Annotated in this window: 23 protein-coding genes; 7 read left to right on the forward strand and 16 right to left on the reverse strand. The window is 65.2% G+C overall.

Translation table 11 applies throughout. The annotated features are described in order from the left end of the window. Positions 1-176: 176 nt before the first annotated feature. Both ACGFK1_RS00125 and ACGFK1_RS00130 read right to left on the reverse strand, forming a co-directional pair. The gene (locus ACGFK1_RS00125; RefSeq protein ID WP_393423791.1) at positions 177-509 is read right to left on the reverse strand and encodes a hypothetical protein; all 333 of its coding nucleotides are present in this window, start codon (positions 507-509) and stop codon (positions 177-179) included. Between the two features lie 31 nt (positions 510-540). Then, positions 541-1,878 (reverse strand): OFA family MFS transporter, encoded by a 1,338-nt coding sequence (locus ACGFK1_RS00130; protein WP_393423793.1) that lies wholly within the window; start codon positions 1,876-1,878, stop codon positions 541-543. Between the two features lie 108 nt (positions 1,879-1,986). On the opposite strand from ACGFK1_RS00130, the gene fdhD reads away from it, so the two are divergent. Continuing rightward, complete coding sequence (gene fdhD / locus ACGFK1_RS00135) at positions 1,987-2,829, forward strand: formate dehydrogenase accessory sulfurtransferase FdhD (protein ID WP_393423796.1); 843 nt, start codon at positions 1,987-1,989, stop codon at positions 2,827-2,829. Positions 2,830-2,862: 33 nt separating this feature from the next. On the opposite strand, the gene ACGFK1_RS00140 is transcribed toward fdhD, so the two are convergent. From ACGFK1_RS00140 to frc (ACGFK1_RS00150), 3 genes are all read right to left on the reverse strand, one after another. Beyond that, positions 2,863-3,576: a GntR family transcriptional regulator gene (locus ACGFK1_RS00140; protein ID WP_393423799.1), complete on the reverse strand. Its 714-nt coding sequence runs from the start codon at positions 3,574-3,576 to the stop codon at positions 2,863-2,865. A gap of 174 nt (positions 3,577-3,750) precedes the next feature. Then, positions 3,751-5,142, reverse strand: a complete 1,392-nt coding sequence (locus tag ACGFK1_RS00145; protein ID WP_393423802.1) for an OFA family MFS transporter — start codon at positions 5,140-5,142, stop codon at positions 3,751-3,753. A 65-nt stretch (positions 5,143-5,207) separates the two neighbouring features. After that, entirely contained in the window at positions 5,208-6,434 is a 1,227-nt protein-coding gene (frc, locus tag ACGFK1_RS00150; protein ID WP_393423805.1) for a formyl-CoA transferase, read from the reverse strand. 646 nt (positions 6,435-7,080) lie between these two features. Here frc (ACGFK1_RS00150) and frc (ACGFK1_RS00155) point away from each other — a divergent pair. Next, entirely contained in the window at positions 7,081-8,358 is a 1,278-nt protein-coding gene (gene frc, locus ACGFK1_RS00155; protein WP_393423808.1) for a formyl-CoA transferase, read from the forward strand. Between the two features lie 241 nt (positions 8,359-8,599). After that, positions 8,600-9,988 (forward strand): OFA family MFS transporter, encoded by a 1,389-nt coding sequence (locus tag ACGFK1_RS00160; protein WP_393423811.1) that lies wholly within the window; start codon positions 8,600-8,602, stop codon positions 9,986-9,988. Between the two features lie 31 nt (positions 9,989-10,019). Here the strand turns inward: ACGFK1_RS00160 and ACGFK1_RS00165 are convergent, their stop codons facing one another. Further along, positions 10,020-10,745, reverse strand: coding sequence for a GntR family transcriptional regulator (locus ACGFK1_RS00165; protein WP_393423814.1), 726 nt, complete (start codon positions 10,743-10,745; stop codon positions 10,020-10,022). Between the two features lie 189 nt (positions 10,746-10,934). Between ACGFK1_RS00165 and ACGFK1_RS00170 the strand changes: the two genes are divergently transcribed. Further along, positions 10,935-11,687: an IclR family transcriptional regulator gene (locus tag ACGFK1_RS00170; RefSeq protein ID WP_393423816.1), complete on the forward strand. Its 753-nt coding sequence runs from the start codon at positions 10,935-10,937 to the stop codon at positions 11,685-11,687. Between the two features lie 94 nt (positions 11,688-11,781). Here the strand turns inward: ACGFK1_RS00170 and gcl are convergent, their stop codons facing one another. The 3 genes from gcl to ACGFK1_RS00185 are packed head-to-tail and all read right to left on the reverse strand — an operon-like array spanning position 11,782 to position 15,295. Continuing rightward, positions 11,782-13,581: a glyoxylate carboligase gene (gcl, locus tag ACGFK1_RS00175; RefSeq protein ID WP_393423819.1), complete on the reverse strand. Its 1,800-nt coding sequence runs from the start codon at positions 13,579-13,581 to the stop codon at positions 11,782-11,784. Beyond that, positions 13,581-14,462, reverse strand: a complete 882-nt coding sequence (locus tag ACGFK1_RS00180) for a 2-hydroxy-3-oxopropionate reductase (protein ID WP_393423822.1) — start codon at positions 14,460-14,462, stop codon at positions 13,581-13,583. Before ACGFK1_RS00180 ends, gcl begins: the two co-directional genes overlap by 1 nt. Next, the gene (locus ACGFK1_RS00185) at positions 14,462-15,295 is read right to left on the reverse strand and encodes a hydroxypyruvate isomerase family protein (protein ID WP_393423825.1); all 834 of its coding nucleotides are present in this window, start codon (positions 15,293-15,295) and stop codon (positions 14,462-14,464) included. The genes ACGFK1_RS00180 and ACGFK1_RS00185 overlap by 1 nt, the downstream gene beginning before the upstream one ends. Before the next feature lie 216 nt (positions 15,296-15,511). Between ACGFK1_RS00185 and ACGFK1_RS00190 the strand changes: the two genes are divergently transcribed. Next, positions 15,512-16,639: a glycerate kinase gene (locus ACGFK1_RS00190; protein WP_393423828.1), complete on the forward strand. Its 1,128-nt coding sequence runs from the start codon at positions 15,512-15,514 to the stop codon at positions 16,637-16,639. Here ACGFK1_RS00190 and ACGFK1_RS00195 read toward each other — a convergent pair. Next, positions 16,626-17,600, reverse strand: a complete 975-nt coding sequence (locus tag ACGFK1_RS00195; RefSeq protein WP_393423831.1) for an NADPH:quinone oxidoreductase family protein — start codon at positions 17,598-17,600, stop codon at positions 16,626-16,628. The two genes, ACGFK1_RS00190 and ACGFK1_RS00195, sit on opposite strands and share 14 nt — an antisense overlap. 88 nt (positions 17,601-17,688) lie before the next feature. On the opposite strand from ACGFK1_RS00195, the gene ACGFK1_RS00200 reads away from it, so the two are divergent. Next, positions 17,689-18,651, forward strand: coding sequence for an alpha/beta fold hydrolase (locus tag ACGFK1_RS00200; RefSeq protein WP_393423834.1), 963 nt, complete (start codon positions 17,689-17,691; stop codon positions 18,649-18,651). A gap of 4 nt (positions 18,652-18,655) precedes the next feature. On the opposite strand, the gene ACGFK1_RS00205 is transcribed toward ACGFK1_RS00200, so the two are convergent. Beyond that, on the reverse strand, positions 18,656-18,976 hold the full coding sequence (locus ACGFK1_RS00205) for a DMT family transporter (protein ID WP_393423837.1): 321 nt from the start codon (positions 18,974-18,976) through the stop codon (positions 18,656-18,658). Continuing rightward, a complete protein-coding gene (locus ACGFK1_RS00210; protein WP_393423840.1) occupies positions 18,973-19,647 on the reverse strand; it encodes an FMN-dependent NADH-azoreductase in 675 nt (224 codons plus the stop codon). Before ACGFK1_RS00210 ends, ACGFK1_RS00205 begins: the two co-directional genes overlap by 4 nt. A gap of 84 nt (positions 19,648-19,731) precedes the next feature. Here ACGFK1_RS00210 and ACGFK1_RS00215 point away from each other — a divergent pair, with 84 nt between their 5' ends. Next, positions 19,732-20,349 (forward strand): TetR/AcrR family transcriptional regulator, encoded by a 618-nt coding sequence (locus ACGFK1_RS00215; protein WP_393423843.1) that lies wholly within the window; start codon positions 19,732-19,734, stop codon positions 20,347-20,349. Here ACGFK1_RS00215 and ACGFK1_RS00220 read toward each other — a convergent pair. From ACGFK1_RS00220 to ACGFK1_RS00235, 4 genes are read right to left on the reverse strand one after another with little or no spacing between them, the layout of a single operon-like run. Beyond that, the gene (locus ACGFK1_RS00220; RefSeq protein WP_393423846.1) at positions 20,338-21,147 is read right to left on the reverse strand and encodes a creatininase; all 810 of its coding nucleotides are present in this window, start codon (positions 21,145-21,147) and stop codon (positions 20,338-20,340) included. The genes ACGFK1_RS00215 and ACGFK1_RS00220 overlap by 12 nt on opposite strands. 46 nt (positions 21,148-21,193) lie before the next feature. After that, positions 21,194-22,618, reverse strand: coding sequence for an APC family permease (locus tag ACGFK1_RS00225; protein WP_393423849.1), 1,425 nt, complete (start codon positions 22,616-22,618; stop codon positions 21,194-21,196). A gap of 21 nt (positions 22,619-22,639) precedes the next feature. Further along, a complete protein-coding gene (locus ACGFK1_RS00230) occupies positions 22,640-23,440 on the reverse strand; it encodes an SDR family NAD(P)-dependent oxidoreductase (protein WP_393423852.1) in 801 nt (266 codons plus the stop codon). After that, positions 23,437-24,357 (reverse strand): NAD-dependent epimerase/dehydratase family protein, encoded by a 921-nt coding sequence (locus ACGFK1_RS00235; protein ID WP_393423855.1) that lies wholly within the window; start codon positions 24,355-24,357, stop codon positions 23,437-23,439. Before ACGFK1_RS00235 ends, ACGFK1_RS00230 begins: the two co-directional genes overlap by 4 nt. Positions 24,358-24,444 lie beyond the last annotated feature (87 nt).

Consider the following 24,444-nt stretch of genomic DNA (forward strand, 5'->3'; position numbering starts at 1 on the left):
GTCCGCCGCCCTCGAGCCGTTGGGCAGCGCGTCGATGCGCCAAGCGTGCGAAACCCTGTTCTGCGAAGCCGGATTCGCATGGGGTGTCCAAGCCGCTTCCCGAGTTGGTGCACCGTGGCAAGGATGATCGTCCTCGGGCGGCGGCTGACGGCGATGTTCGCCGATGCGGTGTCCACCTACCGGCGTTTGCCGTTGCGTGAGACCTGCGTGCAAGCCCCGGTCTGTCCGCCGATCCCCTCATGGTCGACGTCTCGCCAGAAATCGTGATCGTATTGAGTGTCCGGAACTTGGATCATCTGCCTTGATGCTTGCGCAAGCACGCCCGCTACTTCGAGCTCTTCGATGTCGATTTGAAGCCGGTGGATCCCGTTCACAATGGATTCGACGTCGTTCCCGATTCGACGGGCCGCGGGGCACTCTCGATACGCCGCGACAAGCGAGGTCACGCAATTCCGTAAATCGGCGATCAGCTTTTGCAGCTCGTCGATTTCAGTAGTGATTGACGACATGAAAACTCCTTGGCAATAGTGTATTTCGGTGTTAGCGCGGCAGTCTTGACAGCAGGTGCCCAGGCTGGTGAAGCAGACGCGTGGTGACCGCCGCACACAGGCTGATCACGCCGGCGGCGACGAACGCTCCCGAGAGGGCGGGGGAGGACACGACGAACGCGGGCAGCCCTATGCCGAGCAGGCCGCCGAACACTTTGGCGCTGTAGACAACGCCGAAGTTGCGCACCGCGTTGCGCTCACCGAAGTAGTCCGCGACCAAACTCGCCAGCAACGGGTAGAACGCGCCGCCGGCCAATCCGCTGAGCGCGGCGAAGACCACGAACGGTGCCGCCTGATGGATCGAGGCCGAGTACACCAACCCCAGTTGCGCGCAACCTGCGAGCAGCAATGCGGCAGTGAGTGTTTGGCGTCGCCCGAACCGGTCGGAGACATGGCTGGCCACCGCACGACCGCCGCCAGAGACGACAGCGAGCAGACCGATGGCCGACGCGGCCACCAGGGCACTGAAACCATTGGAGATGGCGATGATTGGCGCGTAAGCCACCGCCAACAAGAACGCCGCGGCGGCGAACACCATGATCAGATACATGACCACGAACGCGGTCGTCCGCACGGCCTGCCCCGGCGCATACTGCCGCGCTGCGGGAGCATTGCTGCGCAAACCGCGATTGATCCGCTTGTCGACCGCCCACAGCCGCGGATCGACATCAGCCGGCCACCAACCCACTGGCGGATCCCGGAAAAGCAAGCCGCACAACGCCACTACCGCCAAAACGAACACACCGACGACGGTGAAGATCGCGGTATGGTTGGCGTCCGTCAACGCTGATGTGAACAGGATGATGAACGGCACCGCGCCGTAGCCGAACGCCCCGGTGACAACGCCGATTCGCGCCCCGCGCGACTCTGGATACCACTTTGCGACGGTGGAAGCGCATGTGGCATAGACGATGCCCGCGCCGCTGCCGCACAGCACCGAATAGCCGAGCACGGCGATGGCGAAGCTGTTGGTGTGGGCGAGGCTCAACGGGCCCGCGGCGCACAACAGCGCGCCGACCAGCATTGCCCGCGATGGAGCGACGACGGATCGATGGCGCAATGTCGCGGTCAATGCGGCGGCTCCAGCCTGGAACATCACCCACAGAGACAGCACCCAGAACGCCGCCGTCGAGGTGCCCTGCATCGCGATAACGGCAACGCTGTACCCGTACTGCAGCACGCTCGCCGCCGCCATGGCCAGCCACGGCAGCCACAGCATCCATCGGCGGGACCGGCCCATGATGTCCTGCGGCCGCTCGCCGACCCGGTAGGAAAGTCCGTGGAAATCGCGCACTTCGGCGACTGCGACTCCGTGATTGTTGCCGGTCATGGTCGGCCTCCGGGAGTTTTCGGTACGATTGCATACAGTATGCGAGTAGCATAACTATGACATGGATCACTTGTCCAGCGTTCGACCTAGCCGAAACGGAGCACCGCCATGGGACGGGTAACCAGCAGATACCGGATCGTCCGCGTCACCGATGGCGTGGCGTCCGCGAGGCCCGACTCGTTGGCGGCGGAGGAGCCGCTGGAGATCCGGGTGTCGGGGCGACCCCTCACGGTGACGATGCGGACGCCAGGCAACGACTTCGACCTGGCGCGCGGTTTCCTGGTCAGCGAGGGCGTCGTCGCCGCCGACTCGGACATCGCCGGGATCCGATACTGCGCGGGTGCCACCGCCGACGGAGCCAACACCTACAACATCCTCGACGTGGTGCTGGCCGCCGGCGTCCCGTTGCCCGATACGTCTGTCGAGCGCAACTTCTACACCACGTCATCGTGCGGTCTGTGCGGCAAGGCCAGCCTCGAGACGGTGCGCACCATCAGCAGGTGGCGTGTGGGCGATGATCCGTTGCGGCTCAACACCGAGACGATCGCCACTCTGCCGGACAAGCTGCGGTCGGCCCAGCGCGTCTTCGATCGGACGGGCGGGTTGCACGCGGCAGCACTCTTCGACGCGGCGGGCGATCTGTTGTGCGTCCGCGAGGACGTCGGGCGGCACAACGCGGTGGACAAGGTCATTGGGTGGGCGTTCGATCAGCGACGTTTGCCGCTCACCGGCACGACGCTGATGGTCAGCGGTCGCGCCTCGTTCGAATTGGTGCAAAAGGCCGTGATGGCCGGAATCCCAGCTCTGGCAGCGGTTTCCGCCCCCTCATCGCTCGCGGTGGATCTGGCCAGAGAGATGGGGCTGACGTTGATCGGATTCCTGCGGGGGTCATCGATGAACATCTACTCCGGCGCTGACCGGATCGCCTCGGCCCAGCCCGTACTGAGCTGAGACGAGGCCTCGGCGGAAGCCCTCGAAGCCGGACTACTCCGCCTCTGATTTGGCCTGGCGCTGGTCGTGGTAGACCTTCTGCGTGTGCTCGGTGTGGCGCTGCATGATGCTGCTGGCCAGATCGGCGTCCCCGGCGGCGATCGCCTTGATCAATTCGGCATGCTCGGTCCACGCAGCCTGACCGCGTGGCTTCGCGATCGGCAGGTAATACCAGTGCCACCGACGTTCGACCAAGCCAATGTGCTTGGCCAACACGGAATTTCCCGCTATGTCGGTGATCGCGGCGTGTAGGTTCACATTCGCCGCCACCAAAGCCTCCGAGTCGTTGGCGGCGAGCGCGTTGAGACCGTCCTGCTGCAGCTCCCACAGCCGGTTGACGTCTTCGGCAGTGGCGTTCTCCGCGGCGAGTCGCGCCGAGTAGGTCTCGAGCACGGTGCGGACGCCGAGAAGCTGGTCCACCTCGTCCTCCGAGGGAGTATGGACGAACGCGCCCTGGGCGGGACGAAGGTCGATCCAGCCATCCGTCTGCAACCGCTGCAGCGCCTCGCGCACCGGTTGTCTGCTGACGCCGAGGTACTCGGCGAGTTCGTTCTCGACCAGGTGCTGGCCGCGTTGCAGCGTGCCCTGCACGATCAGATCCACGATCGCGTCGTAGACGGCCTGGCGCAGCGGCGCGGGGCGCTGCACTCGCCGGGCGGCCGCGTCGCTCAATGTCTGGGCACGCTTACGCGGAGTGGGAAGTGACATCGCGCTTTCCTCCAACCAGGTTGTTCTGGGGACCCAGACTACAGGCTTTCGTATGCAATAAACCGAGTTCGCTGCCGACGCGCCACCGGATACCTCCGTTAACGCAACAGAACACCCCGGGTGCGGATGTCCAACAGGACCTCTCTCACCCGGGGTGTTGTCCGCCGGAGCCGATCAGTCGACTACGAGTACCTTTTCCTCGGGCTGCGTCGGATCGACGCGCCGCGACGGTGTGGTGTCCGTCAGCTTGGGCTGCTTCAGCAGGATCGACAGGAAGGCACAGGCGATGCCCACCGAGCCCGCGATTCCGAACGCGGCGCCGTATCCCCAGTTGTCCACGACAACCGCGCCGAGTCCCGCACCGACCAGACCGGACACCAGCTTCGAGCTGTAGACCAGGCCGTAGTTGGTGGCGTTGTTGTTCTCGCCGAAGTAATCAGCCGTCATGGCCGCGAACAACGGGAAGATCGCGCCGCCGCCGAAGCCGGACACCATCGACGCCAACAGGAACAGCGGCATGCTGCCGATCGAGCCGGAGAAGTAGACCGCGTACTGGGCCAGGCCCAACACCACGCAAACGATGATCAGGGTGTCCCTGCGACCGACCTGGTCCGAGATCCAGCCGATCACGCCGCGGCCCGTGCCGTTGACGATGGCCTTGAAGCTCATCGCGAGGGCGACGATGCCGCCGGCGAAGCCCATCTCCTTGCCGAACGGCACCTGCATCGCGATGCCGAAGATGTTGATGCCCGCGGTGCACAGCAGCACGAACCACATCAGCGGCAGGATGCCGGTCTTGATGGCTTCCTTCGGGGTGTACTGCCTGACCGCGGGCGGGTTCTTGCGCAGCGCCCGGCGGATCTTCGGATCGTCGTTGACCTTGAGCGGATCGACGTGCGGCGGCCACCAGTTCTTCGGTGGGTCGATGAAGAAGAAGCCGCACAGCGCGACCACCGCGGCCAGGAAGATGCCGACGGCCAACAGAATGCCCTCGTAGTTCTCCAGGTCCATGTAGTTAGTGAACAAGAAGATGAAAGGCACTGAGCCATAGGCGAACCCACCGTTGACGAACCCGGTCTTGCCGCCCTTCCGCTCCGGATACCACTTGCCCACCATGTTGATGCAGGTGGCGTACACGAAGCCGGCGCCACCGCCACCGAACAACCCGAAGCCGAGGTAGGCGATGATCACATGCGGGGCGTAGGCCAGTGACAGGTATCCGAGGAATGCCCCACATGCGCCCAGCAACATCGCCGAGCGCGCCGACAGCTTGCCGCTTTCCCGCATCTGACCGACCGGGAACGCCACCGCCGCCTGGAACATCACCCACACGCCGAGCAACCAGAAGATGTGGCCGCCGTGCCAGCTGTGCGCCTCCGACAGCGTTTCCTCGGCGGAGGTGAAGGCATATTCGGACGAGCTGACTGCCATCATCGCAATCCACGGGAGCCATACCATCCAGGCCCGTGACCGTCCCAGGATGTCCCGGTCGGTCTCGCCGACCCGGTACACCCTGCCGTTATCGTCGACTACCTCGCGGTATGTCGACTGAGCTGACGCGTTCATTCGTGTCGAATCTCCTCTTCGTCTCTGTATACTGCCGACTGTCTGCTTTTTTCGGAGCGGAATCGCTAGATGACTCCCTTCGCCTTGAGTGCGGAGAGGTGGTCGCCGAGCCCGAGTTCGCCGCCGTAGATGTCGCAGTTGTGTTCGCCCAGCAAAGGGGAGCGGACGACGTCGACAGGGGAGTCGGACAGCTTGATCGGGCAACCGACCGTGGTGAACTCGCCGCGCTGGGGGTGATCGACCCGGACCACCATCTCGTTGGCTGCCAACGACGGGTCGTCGATGATCTCCTTGGTGGAAAGAATTGGGCCGCAAGGAATGTTGTGCTCGGTCAGTAGGTCGAGCGCGCGCCACTTGCCAAGGCTCATCGTCCACTCCTCGATGAGCTGGAACATCTTGTCCAACTTGTTCAGCCGTGCCTGCGGCGTGCTCCACTCCGGATCGGTGACCAACTCGGGCCTGCCGATCAGATTCGCGATGGGTTCCCAGCCGACGGGCTGGACGACGACGTAGATGTAGTCGTTGGGCCCGCCGGGCGCACACTTCACCGCCCAACCGGGCTGACCGCCGCCGGAAGCATTGCCCGATCGCGGGACGCACTCGTCGAAGTCGTCGTTGGGGTACTCGCCGAGCGGGCCGTGCTCCAGGCGCTGGTGGTCGCGGAGCTTGACCCGGCACAGGTTCAGCACCGCGTGCTGCATCGCAACGGTCACGCGTTGTCCGCGACCAGTGTGCTCGCGTTGGAAGAGCGCGGCGAGGATGCCTGCGACGGTGTGGATGCCGGTGCCCGAATCACCGATCTGCGCACCGGTGGCCAGCGGAGGACCGTCTTCGAAACCGGTGGTGCTCATGGACCCGCCCATCGCCTGGGCGATCACCTCATAGGCCTTGTAATGGGTGTACGGCCCGTCGCCAAAGCCCTTGATGGAGGCGAAGATCAGCCGCGGGTTGATGCGCTGCAGCTCTTCCCATCCGAAGCCCATGCGCTCGATCGCACCGGGGCCGAAGTTCTCAGCCAGGATGTCGAACCGGGGGAGAAGGTCGGCGAAGATCCGCTTGCCTTCCGCGGACTTCATGTTCAGCGTGATGCTGCGCTTGTTGCAGTTGAGCATCGTGAAGTAGAGGCTGTCCGCCCCGGGAATGTCGCGCAGCTGCTTGCGGGTGACGTCGCCGGCAGGAGATTCCAGTTTGACGACATCCGCGCCCAGCCAGGCGAGGATCTGTGTGCAAGACGGGCCGGACTGGACATGCGTCATGTCCAGGACGCGCACGCCATCGAGTGCCTTCCTCAAGACAGTCCCCTTTAGTGGTGTTTTGGTTCATCGCCGGTGCGGCGGGCACAGCCCGCGCGTCGGGGAACCACACGTTGATCAGTGACCGCTTGCCGGACCCGGCACAGTTCGCTCGCTGTGGTGTGTGAAGGCAGTCACTTGCCTTGTCGGAAAGTAACGGACATCACACGGCGTACGGTATACCTCATACAATCTGCGCGCAAGCCCCCAGTTTTCTGTACGTTTCCTGGAGGCACTTCACGAGCGCGACATCACCGCGTACAGTGTGCCCGCTCCGAGCATGGCCGGCAGGGTTACGGCGGTGCCCTCTGGCCACCCGGAGGTGTCAGCGAATGATCGAGTGTGGTCATGAAACACGTTGTTAGACAACGTCATAACGCATCCAATTGGTGCACGTCGGCATCGGCCCGACACGCCTGATCCCGAAGCCATCGCGCGGGCCGCGGCGGCAGTCGGATGACCTGTGCGTCGACTTACGGCAAGGGCGCTTTCAGGTTCCTGACAGAGAAGTCTGTGAGTACTGGTGGATCGCTGGACATCCTGTGTTGCGTGCACCACACTGTTGTCTACCTCATACGGTATGCAATCTTGAGATGACTTTCTCTCCCGAGGAAGCACACCGGCTCGAGTTAAGGAAGTCTCCGATATGGCTCAGATCCCCTCGGTCAGCGACAAGGTGGAATCCGACCCGCCGATGGGCAAGGCACTCTCCGGCGTGCGAGTGCTTGACATGACCCACGTGCAATCCGGCCCATCGGCCACCCAACTGCTCGCGTGGCTGGGCGCGGACGTCATCAAGCTCGAGGCGCCTGGCACCGGCGACGTCACACGCGGGCAGCTCCGCGACGTTCCCGGCGCGGACAGCCTGTACTTCACGATGCTCAACTGCAACAAGCGCAGCATCACACTCAACATGAAAAGCGATGAGGGCAAGCGGATCTTCACCGATCTGGTTTCGCGAGTCGACATTCTCGTCGAGAACTTCGGCCCCGGCGTCGTCGATCGGTTCGGCTTCACCTGGGATCGGTTGCGCGAGATCAACCCCCGCCTCATCTACGCCTCCATCAAGGGCTTCGGTCCAGGCAAGTACTTCGACTTCAAGGCGTACGAGGTCATCGCACAAGCGATGGGCGGATCGATGGCCACGACGGGTTTCGAAGACGGCCCGCCAGTCGCGACCGGCGCACAGATCGGCGACTCGGGCACCGGAATCCATCTCGTCTCCGGCATTTTGGCCGCGCTCTATCAACGCACGAACACCGGCCGCGGGCAGCGCGTCGAGGTCTCGATGCAGGAGGCGGTGCTCAACCTATGCCGTGTCAAGCTGCGGGACCAGCAACGGCTCGCGAGCGGGCCGCTTCCTGAGTACCCGAATCAGAGCTTCGGTGACGAGGTGCCCCGATCGGGCAACGCCTCCGGCGGTGGTCAACCGGGATGGGCGGTCAAGACAAAGGGCGGCGGCCCCAACGACTACATCTATGTGATCGTGCAGCCGCAGGGCTGGGCGCCGTTGGCCGACCTCATCGGCAGGCCCGACCTCGCCGACCACTCGGACTGGGCACGGCCAGAGGACCGGCTTCCGAAGCTCGACAAGGTTTTCGCGCTGATCGAGGACTGGTCGGAACGGCACACCAAATGGGAGGCGCTCGAGGCGCTCAATGCGATCAACATCCCATGCGGGCCAGTGCTTTCCACCAAGGAGCTGATCGAGGACGAAACGCTGACCGAACTCGGAGCGATCGTCACGGTCGAGCATCCCGAACGTGGCCCTTTCAAAACCGTCGGCTCTCCGCTTCGGCTGTCGGACTCGCCAGTCGATATCGTCCGCTCTCCACTGCTCGGCGAGCACACCGACGAGATCTGCACGGAGCTCGGCTACTCGTCCGAGCAGCTCGAACTGTTCAGGAGCGCCGGCGTCATCTGAGCCAGTCGGCTCTGCGACGAAAGGACGAAACTGTCATGCGATAGACCGGGGCGGCGGCGCATGCGCCGCCGAGGCCAACAACACGCGTGCCCACGAAAAATACAGCGGCGGTACGCAATTGATTCATACGGGCTGCCACCCGCGTGAAGCTGAGCAAGCGCTTGAGAGTTGTGTAGCGAAAACGCCACGCGACAGCGCTCGATGCGCAAGCCTTCAACCATTCGTAGAAAGAGAATCAAGCATGTCGTCAACTTTCGCAAGTTATCGCGAGGTCACCGACGCGAACGGCCGGGTGTACCGCGTCGGGGAGACCGACCAGGAACTGCTCGGCAGGTCCCGCTCGTGGATGGTCTGGCTGCCCTGGGCCGCCATGATGGCCGTCAGCGTGTACGAGTACGGCTACGGCGCCGCGGAGGAAGCCCTTCGGGAGGCGCACCACTGGAGCATGGGCCAGACGTTCTGGCTGCTGTCGATCTGGGCGTTCTTCCAGGCAGGCATCGCATTTCCGGCCGGGAAGTTGCGCGAGAAGGACATCGTCTCAGCTCGGACCGCCATGATCGTGGGCGCGGTGCTGTCGGCGGTCGGCTTCGTCAGCATCACCCAGAGCAACCTGGTGCTCGCATACCTCGGCTTTGCGGTATGTGGAGGCGTCGGCGCTGGCTTGGTGTACGCCACGTGCATCAACCTCGTCGGCAAGTGGTACCCCGAGCGGCGCGGTGCCAAAACGGGTTTCGTGAACGGCGGATTCGCCTATGGCGCAGTGCCGTTCATCTTCATCTTCAGCTACGCCCTGCATCCGAACACGTATGTATGGGTGCTCGACCTGGTGGCCGCGTACATGCTGATCGTCTGCGCCGTCTGCGGATGGCTCTTCCGCGACCCGCCGAAAAACTGGTGGCCGTCGGACATCGACCCGGTGGAGTGGGCGGACAGCAAGAGCGGTGCGGAGAGCCTGAAGAAGAACCCGCCTGCCGCACGGCAGTTCACGCCGATGGAAGCCGTCAAGACCGGCATGTTGCCGCTGATGTGGCTGTCATTGGGAATCAGCGCAGGTGTCTCGCTTTTCGGCATCAGTTACATGGTGCCGTTCGCCAAGGACCTCGGCTTCGGCCCGTTGATCGCCGCGTCGTCGGCCGGTGTGCTGTCCGTCATCAACGGCACCGGTCGCACCGTGACCGGTTGGCTGTCAGACAAGTTCGGGCGCAAGCAAACGCTGCTTGTGGTGTTGTTGATCGAGGCGTTGTCACTGGTGGGGTTGCTCTATGCCGGCAAAGCAGGCAGTGAGGTCGCTTTCCTGGTGTTCGCCTTCCTGGTCGGCTTCGGTGGCGGCGCGTTCTACCCGATGTTCGCCTCGCTGACGCCGGACTACTTCGGCGAGAACAACAACGCCAGCAACTACGGCCTCGTCTACAGCTCCAAACTGCTGGGATCTGTCGTCGGAATCGGCGTGGGCGCCAGTGTCATTGACGCATGGGGCTACAGCGGCGCCTACTGGCTGGCCGCGGCGAGCGCTCTGGTCTCTGCGGTGCTGGCGGCCTTCCTGCGGCAGCCGGGCCGCGACCGGGTACCCGCGGCACGGCCGAGCAACTCGGTTGCCGAGAAGTCGCTGACACCAACGCTGGCCGACTGAACCGAGCCGCAGAGGCGGCCAAGGGCGAACGTCAGACGTTCCCCTTGGCCGCCTCTTGGCGTCGCTGCTCCTGATAGATCTCCCTGGTGCGCTCGGTGTGCAGCCGCATCAGGGCGCCCGCGCGTCCCGCGTCTCGCTTGGCGATCGCGTCGATCAACTCGGCATGCTCCTCCCAGGCCGCCTTCGAACGCACCTGGGCGATGGGAAGGTAGTACCACCGCACCCGGTGCTCGACCGACGCCCTGAGGTCGGCAAGCACCTTGTTGGCCGACATCGTCACGATATGGGTGTGCAGCGCAGCGTTGGCGGAGACCAGGACCTCCTCGTCGTCCACGGCTAGCGCTTCCTCGCCGATGCGCTGCAAGTCGTACAGGTGCTCGATCTGTTCGCGTGTCGCGTGTTCGGCTGCCAGCCTTGCCGACTCAGCCTCGAGAAGGCTGCGTGCGGCGAGTAGCTGATCTGCCTCGGACTCGGTGGGGATGTGGACATACGCGCCGAGCGCGGGGCGCAGGTCAACCCAACCTTCGGTGTGCATGCGCTGCAACGCTTCTCGAACGGGCTGCCTGCTGACCCCAAGCGCATCGGCCAGGTCCTTCTCGACCAGATGCTGACCTGGCTCCAGCTCACGAGTGATGATCATCTCGACAAGGGCCTCGAAGACGGCCTCGCGCAGCGGCGCGGGACGCTCGACAACGGGCGCCCGTTTCCGCGTCGCGCCGCCTCCGAGGGTGGCGGTGGGGGTTATCGGGTGGGTCATGGGCTGCCCTTCTGGTTTGCGGCAGGGTGCCATCAGCATACAGTCGTCAGGATCCAATCAACGGTCATACCCGCTGAGAGGTGTGGCACACGGGCATCCCGAAACGGCCAGTACTTCGATTGTTTCGCAATACGGAATAATCTAGTCATTGAGCGGAGCGCTGGCTCGGCGGATGACGGGAGGTTTGCCGTGGCGGACGGTGTGCAATCGGTGGAGCGCGCCTTCGAGCTGCTGGAGATCATGGCGAGTGCCGGCGGCAGTATCGCTCTGGGAGAGTTGGCCACCCGCGCCGAATTGCCGCAGCCCACAATCCACCGCCTGGTCAGGACGCTGTTGGCGATGGGCTACGTGCGGCAGCTCCAGAACCGTCGTTATGCGTTGGGGCCCAAGCTGATTCGCCTGGGTGAAAGCGCCGCCCAACTCATCGGCGCGTGGTCGCGCCCGCACCTCACCGAGCTGGTGGAGCGCACCGGTGAGAGCGCCAACATGGCCGCACTGGACAACGACATGGCGGTCTACGTCGCCCAGGTCCCTTCGCCTCACGCGATGCGGATGTTCACCGAAGTGGGCCGGCGTGTGCACCTGCATTGCACCGGAGTCGGCAAGGCCCTGCTCATGCAGTTGCCCAACGACAGCGTCGAGGCATTGTTGAAGCGCGCGGGAATGCCGGCGTCGAACGAGAACTCCTACACCACCCCCGAGGCGCTGATCCGCGACATCGAGCTGAGCAGGGCCCGCGGCTACGCCATCGACGAAGGCGAGCAGGAAATCGGCGTCAGGTGTTTTGCGGTACCGGTGCCAGACGCCCCGACCCCCACCGCGATCTCCATCTCCGGGCCCGCCGCGCGCCTCACGCTGAAATCCGCGACGAAGGTGGCGCCGCTGCTGAAACGCGTCGCGCGTGACATCGCTTCGGAATTCGACCGGGAGTCCGCCGTCTAGAAACGCCGAAATGCACGTTTTGTAGAGGAACTTCGAGAAGACCTCTACAAAACGTGCATTTCGCGTAACCGGGGGTATCAGTCGCAGCCGGGTACTAGTCGACCAGGAGCAAAGCCGCGGCCGTCGGCGCGTCGTCGAGCGTTTCGGCGAGATCGTTGAACTCGGTGACGTTGTCGATCTCGGTGCCCATCGCGATGTTGGTGATCTTCTCGAGGAAGATCTCGACCACCACCGGCACCTTGTGTTCCTTGGCGAGTTGCCGAGCCCGGATCAGGGCCGGGCCGATCTCGGCGGGATCGACGACCTGAATCGCCTTGCAGCCCAGGCCCTCCGCGACTCGCAGGTGATCGACGCCGTAGCCCTTGGGGACGGTGCTGTCCTCGCTTTCCTGCGCATTGATGTTGTCGAAGCCCAGCGACACGTGGTAGTTCATGTCGAAGTTGCGCTGCGCTTGCCTGATCAGCCCCAGGTAGGAGTTGTTCACCACCACGTGCACGTAGGGCAGGTTGAACTGCGCTCCGACCGCCAATTCCTCGATGAGGAACTGGAAGTCGTAGTCGCCCGACAACCCGACGACGGAGGCGTTCGGGTCCGCCGCGACGACACCCAGCGCTGCGGGCACCGTCCATCCGAGGGGTCCGGCCTGCCCACAGTTGATCCAATTGCGCGGACCGAACACCTGCAGGAACTGCCCGCCCGCGATCTGCGACAGGCCGATCGCGGTCACGTAGCGGACGTCGCGGCCGAATGCGCGGTTCATCTCCTCGTAGACCCGTTGCGGCTTGATCGGCACGTCGTCGAAATGGGTCTTGCGATGCATGGTCCGCTTGCGCTGGCCGCATTCCTCGACCCAGGTGCTCCAATCGGGCAGCGCGCCCGCGGCGCGTCGCTCCTTGGCGATGGCCACGAAATGCTCCAGCGCCGCCTTCGCGTCCGAGACGATCCCGAAGTCGGGGGCGAAGACGCGACCGATCTGTGTCGGCTCGATGTCGACGTGAACGAAACGCCGGCCGCGACGGTAGGTCTCCAGCCCGCCGGTGTGGCGATTGGCCCACCGATTGCCGATGCCCAGCACGAAGTCCGAGGCCAACATCGTCGCGTTGCCGTAGCGCTGGGACGTCTGCAGCCCGACCATGCCGGCGGCGAGCCGGTGGTCGTCGGGAATGCTGCCCCAGCCCATCAGCGTCGGCACCACAGGCACATTGAGGATCTCGGCCAGCTCGACAAGCAGTTCCGACGCGTCGGCGTTGATGACACCGCCGCCGGCGATCAGCAGCGGCCGCTCCGCCGACATCAGCATGTCGATGGCCTTCGCCGCCTGCGCCCGTGACGCCGCAGGCTTGTAGACCGGCAACGGTTGATACGCCTCGGGATCGAAATCGATTTCGGCCAGTTGAACGTCGATGGGCAGGTCGATGAGCACCGGCCCCGGCCGTCCCGAGCGCATCAAGTGGAACGCTTGCGCGAAAGCGCCTGGGACTTGGCCGGGTTCGAGCACCGTCATCGCCATCTTGGTGACAGGCGCGGCGATAGCGGCGATGTCGACCGCCTGGAAATCCTCCTTGTGGAGCCGGTCCACCGGTGCCTGCCCGGTGATCGCGAGGATCGGAATGGAGTCCGCCGAGGCGGAGTACAACCCGGTGATCATGTCGGTCCCCGCAGGACCGGACGTGCCGATGCACACGCCGATGTTGCCGGCGGCGGCGCGTGTGAAGCCCTCAGCCATGTGGCTGGCGGCTTCGACATGCCGCGCCAGCACGTGTTTGATACCCCCGTGCGCGCGCATCGCCGAGTAGAACGGGTTGATCGCCGCGCCGGGGAGGCCGAACGCCTGTGTCGCACCCTCGATCTCGAGGATTCGGACCGCTGCGTCGACGGTTCGCATCCGCGCCATCAGATCTCCTTGCCCGAGAGCCGCTCGACACCCAGCAGCAGCGCGGAATGGTCGAGACCACCCTCGCCGTTGGCCAGCGCCGAGGCCATCAACTGTGCCACCAGAGAACCGAGCGGAGTGACCACACCCGCCTCGCGCGCGGCCGCGGTGACGATACCCATGTCCTTGTGGTGCAACGCGATCCGGAACCCGGGGTCGAAGTTGCGTTCCAGCATCTTCGACGCCTTCTGGTCGAGCACGGCCGAACCGGCCAGCCCGCCGCCGAGGACCTTGACGGCGGCGTCGATGTCGACGTCGTAGGCCTTCAGGAACGTGATCGCCTCGGCAAGCAACTCGATGTTGCCCGCGACGATCAACTGGTTGGCCGCCTTGACGGTCTGGCCCGCGCCGTTGGCCCCGACGTGCACGATGGTCTTGCCGACGGTATCGAGAATCGGCTTGGCCGCGGCGAAGTCATCGTCGGAGCCGCCGACCATGATCGACAGCGTGGCGTTTTTCGCGCCGGGTTCGCCGCCGGACACCGGGGCGTCGAGGATGCGCAGGCCGCGCTCGGCGCCGATCTTGGCGAATTCGGCGGTGACGTCGGGCCGGATGGACGAGAAGTCGATGACCAGCGTGCCGGGCTGCGCGTGGGCGAAGACGCCGTCGTCGCCGAGTAGAACGGCCTGCACCTGAGGCGAGTCGGGCACCATCACGGCCACCACATCGGCCTCTTTGACCGCCTGCTCGATGGATTCGGCTGCCCGGCCGCCGGCTTCCACCAACGCCGCGGTGCGCTCGGGCGTCGCGTCGAGGCCGACGACGGTGTGGCCGGCCTTGACCAGATGGCATGCCATCGGGCTGCCCATGATGCCAAGTCCGATGAAAGCGATTGTGCTCATTAGATCCTCGTTTCTGCTTGTGGTTGCAAGGTGGCAACGCGGTCTTCGCGCGGCAGCCATTCGAACGTGTCGGGTTTGGTGGCTTTGTATTCGAGGCCGACGTGTCCCTGGTAGCCCTGTGCGGCGAGTTGCTCGAGGTAGGTGCGGATCGGGATCTCGCCGGTGCCCGGCTCACCGCGGCCAGGGGCGTCCGCGATCTGTACGTGCCCGATCCGGCTGCCGTAATCGGCTATCGCGGCCGTGATGTCGTCGCCATTGACGTGCAAGTGATAGAAGTCGGCGAGCAAGCGCAGGTTGTCGACGCCGTGTTCGTCGTGCACCCGGTCGATGACGCGGATGGCGTCAGCGGCGGTGAGAAGCGGATACTTCGGTGCTCCGCTGACCGGTTCGATCAGCACCGTGGCACCGATACGATCTGCCGAGCGGGCGGCGTAGCCGAGGTTCCCGACGGCGACGTCATCCTGTGTCGCGGGGGAGTGCTCGTCGATGCGATTGCCGTACAGCGCGTTGAAGGCCCGGGTGCCGAGGGTTTCGGCGATGCCGACGGCGATCTCGACGTTGTCGCGGAAATCCTGCGTCAGAGCGGGATTGGACAGGATCCCGCGGTCGCCCGCGGGCATGTCGCCGGCGGCGAAGTTGAGCCCGGTCAACTGCACGCCCGCGTCCTGGATGGCGCGGATGAACGCGGTGACGTCGGCGTCAGGGGGCGTCGGGGAGTCGAACGGCCACCAGAACTCGACCGCCTCGAATCCCGCGTTCCGCGCGGCGCGCGGGCGGTCCAGCAGCGGGAGATCGGTCAGCAGAATCGAGCAGTTGACCGTATAGGCCGTCATCTGACTTCCTTTCATATTCCGTACTACGGAATTTCTAAATCACGATGCAAAATAGTCAACTTCACGGCCGGTCGTGCTGTCAAGGGCGGACCGCTGGTAACGGGCTTCGAACCGGCTGGAACGATTGACGGTCATGCCCAGGACGTGCCACGGTATGGTCATGGAATAGGTATTCCGCAAAGTGGAATTATTTGCTACCACCGAGGGGAGATGGCCGTGGCCGGCCATGTTGTGATCGCGCCAGACAAGTTCAAGGGCTCGCTGACGGCGGCGGCCGCCGCCGAGGCCATTTCGGTGGGACTCAAACGCGGCGCCCCTACACTTGCGACAATGCACCGCCCGGTCGCCGACGGCGGCGATGGGACGCTCGACACTGTGCTCGCCGCCGGGTTTGCGCGAATTCCTGTCTACGCCAAAGGGCCAACGGGTCAGGTGGTGCAGACGGCATATGCCCGCAGCGGCGGCACCGCCGTCATTGAAATGGCGGAAATATGTGGCCTGCAACGTCTTCCGCGCGCCGAGCCGGCTCCGATGACGGCGTCCAGCCACGGCCTCGGCGCGGTGGTGGCGCAGGCGCTCGAGCACGGTTGCCGAGACATCATCATTGGCGTGGGCGGCAGCGCGAGCACCGACGGCGGAGCAGGCTTCCTCGCCGCGCTCGGCGCGGTGGCGCGCGATCGCAACGGATTCCCGATCGAGGCGACCGGGCGGGGGATCGGTGATGCGGTAACGCTCGATCTGTCCGCACTGCATCCCGAGATCGCCTCAGCCACGTTTACTCTCGCCAGCGATGTGGACAACCCGCTCTACGGTCCGGTGGGAGCCGCGAGCGTGTATGCCCCGCAGAAGGGGGCAGACGCCAGGCAAGTCGAGGAGCTTGATCGGTCGCTTCGCCGCTGGGCCGAGGTGGTCGAGCGCGAAATGGGAGCGGTCTACAGTGCCGCCGCGGGCGCAGGCGCGGCAGGCGGTGTCGGCTTCGCCGCGCTCGCCGTGCTACGCGCCAAGATGCAGCCAGGCATCGATGTCATCATCGACCGCATCGAGCTTGACCGCCAACTGCAGGGCGCACGCGCCGTCATCACCGGCGAGGGCTCGCTCGATCGACAGTCGTTGAGGGGCAAGGCCGCAGTCGGCGTGTGCTGGCGCGCACGCGCGCACGAGGTGCCGACGTACGCCATTGCGGGGGTATCAGCCCTGACGCCGACCGAGGCAGAAGAAGCCGGTTTCGCGGGCGTATACGCGCTGAGCGACCTCGAGCCGGACAAGGCGCAGTCGATGGCGAGGGCGGCCGAACTGCTCACCGCGGTGGGGGAAGAGCTGGGGCGGTTGCTCACCGCACCTTGACAACGACCTTGCCCTTCGCGGTCCGCTCTTCGAGCGAGGCGATCGCGTCGGCAGCCCGGTCGAGCGGGTAGACGATCGGTTCCGGGGCCGACACCCTGCCCGACGCCAGAAGCGGCTGCAGCTCTTCCCACTGCTCGTGCAGATAACCGGGATGAGTCAAGCTCCATGCGCCCCAGCCGACACCGACGACGTCGACGTTGTTGAGCAACAGTCGATTCACCTTGACGGTCGGGATGTCGCCGCCGGTGAAGCCGATGACCAGCAGCCTGCCGCCAGGAGCCAGCGACCGCAACGAGTCGGTGAACCGATCGCCGCCGACGGGGTCGACGACGATGTCGACACCGCGCCCACCGGTCAACTCCTTGACCGCGTCCTTGAACCCGTCGGCCAGCACCACATCAGACGCCCCCGCCGCCTTGGCGATCGAGATCTTGTCCTCGGTGCTGACCACCGCGATGGTGCGCGATGCGCCCCATGCCGGTGCAAGCCGCAGCGTCGATGTGCCGATGCCGCCTGCGGCGCCGTGCACAAGCACCGTCTCGCCGTCGGCGAGCCGACCCCGTGTGCGCAACGCGTGATGCATGGTCAAGTCGTTGAACAAGAGGCCCGCGCCCGCTTCGAACGACACCGCATCCGGCAGCTTGAACACCCGATCGGCTTGCAATGCAACGACTTCCGCCATCGCCCCGCACAGCATCGTCAGACCCGCGACACGATCACCCGCAGCCACGTGCGCACCGTCGGGCGCACTGCGCACCACCCCGGCGATCTCGGCGCCCGGCGTGTACGGCATCTCCGGCTTGTACTGATACAGCCCCCGCGATTGCAGGGCATCGGGAAACGCCACACCCGCGGCGTGGACATCGATGAGGACTTCGCCGTCACCGGCGCTGGGTTCGTCGATCTCGACGACCGTCGCGGCTTGTGGTCCGTCGAGGCTGCTTATCTGAATCGCGCGCACCGCTGTAATTTAACTCCTGCGCCATAGCCAGCCAACCGACCGGTAGGCTGGTATGAGGGCAGCGTTGCCGAACTCGATGGGAGCTCGTATGGGACGTGGCCAGGGGCCCGGTTCGCCGGCCAGACGATTCGCCGCGGCCGAGGCGTTGCCGAGGGGCCGCGTCGTTCCTGTTCGATCCGAGGACGGCATCCGTTTGCACGCCGAGGTGTTCGGACCTGACGACGGTTACCCCATCGTCCTCGCGCACGGCATCACCTGCGCACTGCGGGTGTGGGCATACCAGATTGCAGACCTGTCGACCGACTACCGCGTCATCGCATTCGATCACCGCGGCCACGGCAAGAGCGCGGTGCCGCCGCGACACCACCGGTACAGCCTCGACCTGCTTGCCGCCGACCTTGACGCGGTACTGGCGGCGACGCTGTCGCCTGGTCAGCGCGCGGTCATCGCGGGGCATTCGATGGGCGGGATCGCGATCACCTCCTGGGCCGACCGGTTTCCTGATCGGGTGTCCGAGCGCGCCGACGCCGTCGCTTTGATCAACACCACCACCGGCGACCTACTGCGAAATGTGAAGCTTCTTCCGGTCCCTGCGCCGCTGGCACAGGCGCGGGTGCGCGCCGCAGGTACCCTGCTCAAGACGTTTGGTGCCGCGCCGCTTATGCGCGCGGCGGACCGGCCGAGTCGGCGGTTCGTGTCGACCATCGCGGTGGGTCGCGACGCCGACCCCTCGGTCGTCGACTTCATCTACGAGTTGTTCACGTCGACGCCGGCCGCCGGGCGGGGTGGATGGGCGCGCACGCTGGTCGACGCGCTCGGCCCCGAGCACATCGGGATGACCAATCTGACGGTGCCGACGCTGGTCATCGGGAGCACGAAAGACCGTCTGCTGCCCATGGTTTCGTCGCAGCACATCGCCAAGATGGCGCCCAACCTGGCGTCCTTCGTCGAGTTGCCCGGCGGGCACTGCGCGATTGTGGAACGGCCGGATGATGTCAACAAGCATCTGCGCATGCTGGTCGAGTCAGTGAGCAGGCGGCGCAGCGCCTGACAGGTCATCCACCCGAGGCGCGCAATGCGACGACGCCCGTGACGACAAGCGTGATGCCGACCAATCGCAGCACTGTCACGGGGTCGCCGTATCTCAGGATGCCTAGCGTCACCGCACCTGTCGCGCCGATGCCGGTGAACACCGTGTACGCCGTGCCGACCGGAATGCCCTGCATGGCGCGTGTGAGCGGATAGACGGCGGCGACGCCGAGAATGAAGCACAGCAGAGTGGGCAGTACGCGGGTGAAGCCGTCGGTCGGCTTGATGCTTTGCGACCACGCCACTTCCGCTGCTGAGGCGGTCAGCAGCCACGCCCATGGAGTCACCGGGGTACCGTCAGCGCTGAGGCGGCCAGCACCCGGCCCAAACTCTTGGCTGCCGCCGCGACTCGCTCGTGTTTGGCGGCCAGGGCATCGCTGGGAAGTGCGGGCTGCCAACGTAGATCGTGGATGTCGTCGATGCCGCAGTAGCGCAGCCACCATCCGAAGTAGGTGGATTGGTGATCGACACCGAAGGCGGGAGCCACGTTGGGTGCGTAGACCCTGCTGGTGTAGGCCACCACTGCGCGGCGGCCGCCGAGCAGACCCGTATAACCGGTCGCCGGGTCGTACCTGAACGCTACTTCGGGCTGCGTGACGATGTCGATGAACAGCTTGAGCGACCATGGAATTCCGCCGTTCCACATCGGCACCGCGAACAGCAACGTGTCGGCCGCTTGGAGTCGACCGGCCACCTCGAGTGCCGCTGCCCAGTTCTTCGCCGCGGCGTCGGGCACCTGCTCGCCGGTGATCACCGCCATCTTGGCAGCCACATGGTGAGCACCGAAGGCGGGCAGATCGGTGAAGGTGTTGAGCCGGTCCACGATCGTGTTCGGTAGCACGGTGCGATAGCTGTCGAGGAACGACTCGGCGAGATGGACGGAACGCGAATCCTCGCGCGGCGACGCGATGACGAACAGCACCCGTGACGTGGTGGTTGCGCAGGCCGAATGAGTCATGTCTTCTCCTCGCAGGTGCGGAATAAAGTTCCGCACCTCAGAACAGGGAGATGCGGAACTGTATTCCGCACCTAGAATGGTGAGATGGCGAAATCTGCGCTCGAGGGTCCGCGGTGGCGTCCTCAGCGGGAAGCGGCGGCGCGCAACGAGGAAAGGCTCCTGCAGACAGCGCGATCGGTGTTGCGGTCTCCCGACGCGACAAAGCTCGACATGCGCGATATCGCGCAGGCGGCCGGGGTGGGGGTCGGCACCTTGTATCGGCGCTTCGGCGACAAGAGCGGGCTGCTGGCGGCCGTGATCGGGGACGACGAACGCGCGCTGCAGGAGGCCATCCTGCGGGGCGCGCCGCCGCTTGGGCCCGGCGCCCCTGCCGATGAACGGTTGGCGGCGTTCATCGATGCGTTGGTGGCGCTGACCGAACGCAACCTGGGCGCACTCGTTGCGACTGAGGCCATCCCGCCAGGCCGGTTGAAGGTCGGCGCCTACGGCGGTTGGCGCCAGCATGTCGCCCTATTGCTGCGTGAGTTGCGTACGGATCTCGGTGTCAAGGACGCCGGGTGGTACGCCGACATGCTGCTTGCCTGCGTGGACGCCCACCTCTACGCGTTTCAACGCCGCGAGGTCAACCTCAGTCAGCGCCGCATCGCCACGAATGCGAAGGCGCTCGCCCGCGCGGTCGTCGCCAGTGCTTCAGGCCTTTGAGCTTTCGCGGTCGCCATTGCGCTCGGCCGCGCCACCCGCCGTTGCGAATTCCTCGTCGAGGATCTCGGCCAGCCGATTCACCAGCCACTCGGTGAGCAGCCTGCCCTTTTCAGCGCTGGCACCCAGCGGCGACGACAGCGACCCGCTCGCCGTCGACATGCGGGTGTCGATGGGAACCACGTCGTGGTTGACCACCCGTTGCGGGCGGTCGGGCGACATCCGGTCGTTGCGGACCGCCGAGGGGTCGAAGTGCAGCCACAGCGAAGTCTCGATGACGGCGGCGTGTTCGAGCGCCAGTCCGGGAAATTCGTCTGGCCAGATGAGCCGACGGCGTTCCGCGGTGAACTCGGGGAAGACGTCCTCGATCACCACGATCTTGAGTTCCGGATTCTGCTCGGAGACGAGATACGCCGGCTCGTATACGAACCCGGCATTCTCGTAATGCCAGCTGTACAGCACGATGTTGCGGAATCCGGTGCGTTTGAGCTCGCTGAGGACGTCCTCGAGCACGCTCATGAATGTGGTGGCCCGCAACGAGACGGTGCCGGGGAAGTGTTGACCTCCACCGCTTCCGGGCCGGCTTCGGTAGCCGAACGGGATGAACGGACCGACGACCAGGTCGCGGGTTCGGCTGGCTTCGCGAAGGATGTTCTCCGGTAACACCCAGTCGGTGCACACCGGCAGATGGCGTCCGTGCTGCTCGGTGGCGCCGACAGGGATGACGATCGGGGTGTCGGCGCGAGCCGCATCGGCGATTTCCTCCCACGTCATCTGGCGGTACACGCGCGGCGCTGTCATATCGAACTCCTGTTCCGGATCAACGGCTTTCGTATCATCTGGCGGATCACGGAATCGGATCCAGGCGGATCTTGGTCTCGGGCGCCGTCTCGGGCGCGGGGGCCGTGGGCCGTGGGGCCGACCACTTCTTCGAGCCGAGCCATGCTGCCAGGGCGAGGCAGATGAGCACCACCTCGGCGATCAGGTACTGCCGCTCCTGAGTCGCCAACGCGATCCCGGTGAACCCGATCACCACCAGCGGTGGCAGCGGCCACAAAGGCATTTTGTACGGCCGCGGTTCGTCCGGCATGCTGCGGCGACTCCACAGCGCGGCCATGCCGATGCAGAAGTACACAGTGGCGATCACGGTACCCGCGAAGATGATGAGGAAGTTGAGCGCCGAGGTGAAGATCAGCACGCCCGCCGGGACAGCCAGCAGCATGACACCTGCCCCCGGTGCGCGGAACCTGTTGATCGAACCGAGGATCCGGTTCACCGCGGCAGGCCACACCCCGTCGCGGCCGGTCGTGTAGACCCCGCGACCGAAGTACATCAGCAGTGACAACATCGCGTTGAACAACGCGATTATCACCCCGACGTCGATGATGATCCTTGCCTTGTCGCCAAGCGACGCCTCCACCGAATAGATGACCGGTGCCGGGGCGTTGAAGAATTCCTTCAGATCCGGCGCGGCGACGACGGCAGCGATCAGCGGAACCATGATCAGCAGGCACGCGAGCACGGCGGAGATGATGACCGCCTTGGCGATATTGCGTTCGCCGCCCTTGAGTTCCTCAGAGAAACCCAGAGCGGCGTCGTAGCCGTTGATGACATTGAATGCGGGCGCGAGGGTGGCCAACATGACCGCGGCGCCGACCGCGACGAGTTCTCCGTTGCTCAGCACGGTCGGGTGGAAGGTGACCTCGGCCAGTTGCTGATGTGGGTGTAAAAGCGCCGCCACCGTGATGATGCCCAGTACGACGCATTCGACGACGACCATCGCCGCGGTCGCCCATGCGCCCACCTCTACTTTCGTCAGCGCAAGCCCGGTGGCCAGCGCCAACAACACGATCGCGATGGTGGTGTCGGGAAACCCCAACGACGGGAACAGGTCCCGCAAGAAGCCGACCATTCCGAGCGCGATACTGGCCGGGATCACGATGCCCTGAATGAGGTAGTTGAACATCGTGATCCATGACAGCGGTCCCGGCAGCACGCGCCGGACAAGCGAGTACATGCCGCCTGCGATCGGGAACATCCCCGCCAACTCGCCGAGGCACAACGCGATGAAAACCACGACAACCGACAACAGCAGGCCCGCGCCGATCGAGAACGTGCCTCCGACCACGAACACTCCCGCGGACAGGAACAGCACCGCCATGGTGGGCGAGACGTCGGCCATGGCAAGCCCGACGACTTCGGGGATGTTCAGTCTTCGCTCGAGTTGCTGAGAATAGCCGAGTTGCTCGAGCCGAGAACGGGATTCGGACATCGTGTCCTCCGTGACGGTGGGTTAATGGGTGGCAACGCCGATGGACCCGGCGGGCACACAACCGGTGCGGCCGCCGTCGGCGATCAGATGTGTGCCGGTGATGTATCCCGCGCGATGTGACAGCAAGAAGACCACCGCCTCGGCGATCTCGGCTGGTTCGGCGATGCGCTTCATCGCAACGCTTGCGGCGTTGTCGGCGAGTTCGGCGGCCGGGTCGTCAGCGCCGTCGAACTCGGCTAGAAACATCGGCGTCTTGGTGGTACCGGGGCACACCGCGTTCACCCGGATGTTCCACGACGACAATTCGGCGGCGGCGCTTCGCGTCATCGCGAGGATCGCGCCTTTGGTCGCGGTGTACGCGACATACCCCGTCTGGCCGATGATCGCCAACTCGGAGGCGGTGTTGACGATCGATCCGGCCCGGCGACCCTGCATGACGCGGGCGGCCTCGCGCAGCACATAGAACGAGCCGGCGAGGTTGACGTCCACGAGCCGCCGGAAGACTTCATCGGTGGTCTCGGTGAGCGGGCTGACGATCGAAATGCCCGCGTTGTTGTGCACCGCATCGACGGGACCCAACTGCGATTCCACTCGTGCGAACGCGGCCCGGACCGCCTCCGGATCCGCGACATCAGCGGCGACGGTGAGGACGCGACCGCCGTACTGTTTGACCCGATCTCGCGCGCCGTCGAGGTCATCACCGGGACGCGACAACAGCGCGACGGCCGCGCCTTCACGGGCCAGCGCCTCGGCAGTGGCCAGTCCGATTCCGGAGGCGGCCCCGGTGACAACGGCGATGCGGTCGGTCATCTCGTCGCTCATCTGCCTGCTTCCCGTGAACGCAGCCAAGCGATTTGACTGTCCAGTCCGCGCTCCAATGACCAGGCCGGCGTGTAGCCGAGGTCGCGCGTTGTCGCGGAGAGGTCGTAGGGACCTTGGCGGTCCCAGTCGGGTAGGAAGCCGGGGCCGATTTCATAGCGGCTGCCGGGGATGCGCCCCGCGAGCAGCCTCGCCGTCTCGGCGACGGTGACCTGGCGGCCGCCCGAGACGTTGTACACCGGTTGCGACACCGTGCTGCTGAACGCGGCCAGGCCGGCGGCGGTGGCGACGTCGGCCACATAGACGAACTGGAACGGATGGTCCCCGCCTGCTTCGAGTTGGAACGCCTCGCCGCGAAGACCGGCGCGGATCATGTCGCCAAGCAGACTCGGCATCCACAACCCCGGGCCATAGACCTCGGTCACCCGCAGCGACACGATCTCCATCCCGTACAGCGAGTTGTAGACGACGCCGAACAATTCACCACTGACCTTGGTGACGCCATACGGCGTCGTCGGTCGCGGCGTGACGGTCTCGTCGACGGTGGTGGCTGGGTCGAGATTGCCGAGCGCGCATTCCGACGAGAAGTTGACGATGCGGTGCACGCCGGTGACGCGGGCCGCCTCGTAGACCGCGAGGGTGCCCTCCGCGTTGGCCTTGAAGGTGGTCCACGGCAGGTCGATCGACACACCGGGGTGGCTCTGGCCTGCGGTGTGAATGATGCGATCGACGCTGTGCCGACGCAGCGTCTCGGTGAGGCGGGGGATGTCGGACAACTCGCCCTGCACGAGGGTCACCCCGTCGCGAGTGTCGACGGCGAAATCGCGGTTGTAGCTGACGACCTTGTCGCCGTCTTCCAGCAGTTGATTGACCAGGTGACGCCCCACAAAGCCGAGGCCGCCGGTCACGAGGGTGCTCATGAGTGTCCAGCATGCGACCGATCCCGTGGTGCAGCAACGGACGAATTGTCAGAACTTCCCCGCATCGTGTGGGACATACTGTCAGAT

Origin of the sequence: Mycobacterium sp. NPDC048908 (assembly GCF_043197955.1) — a bacterium.
In the GTDB taxonomy this organism is placed as follows: domain Bacteria; phylum Actinomycetota; class Actinomycetes; order Mycobacteriales; family Mycobacteriaceae; genus Mycobacterium.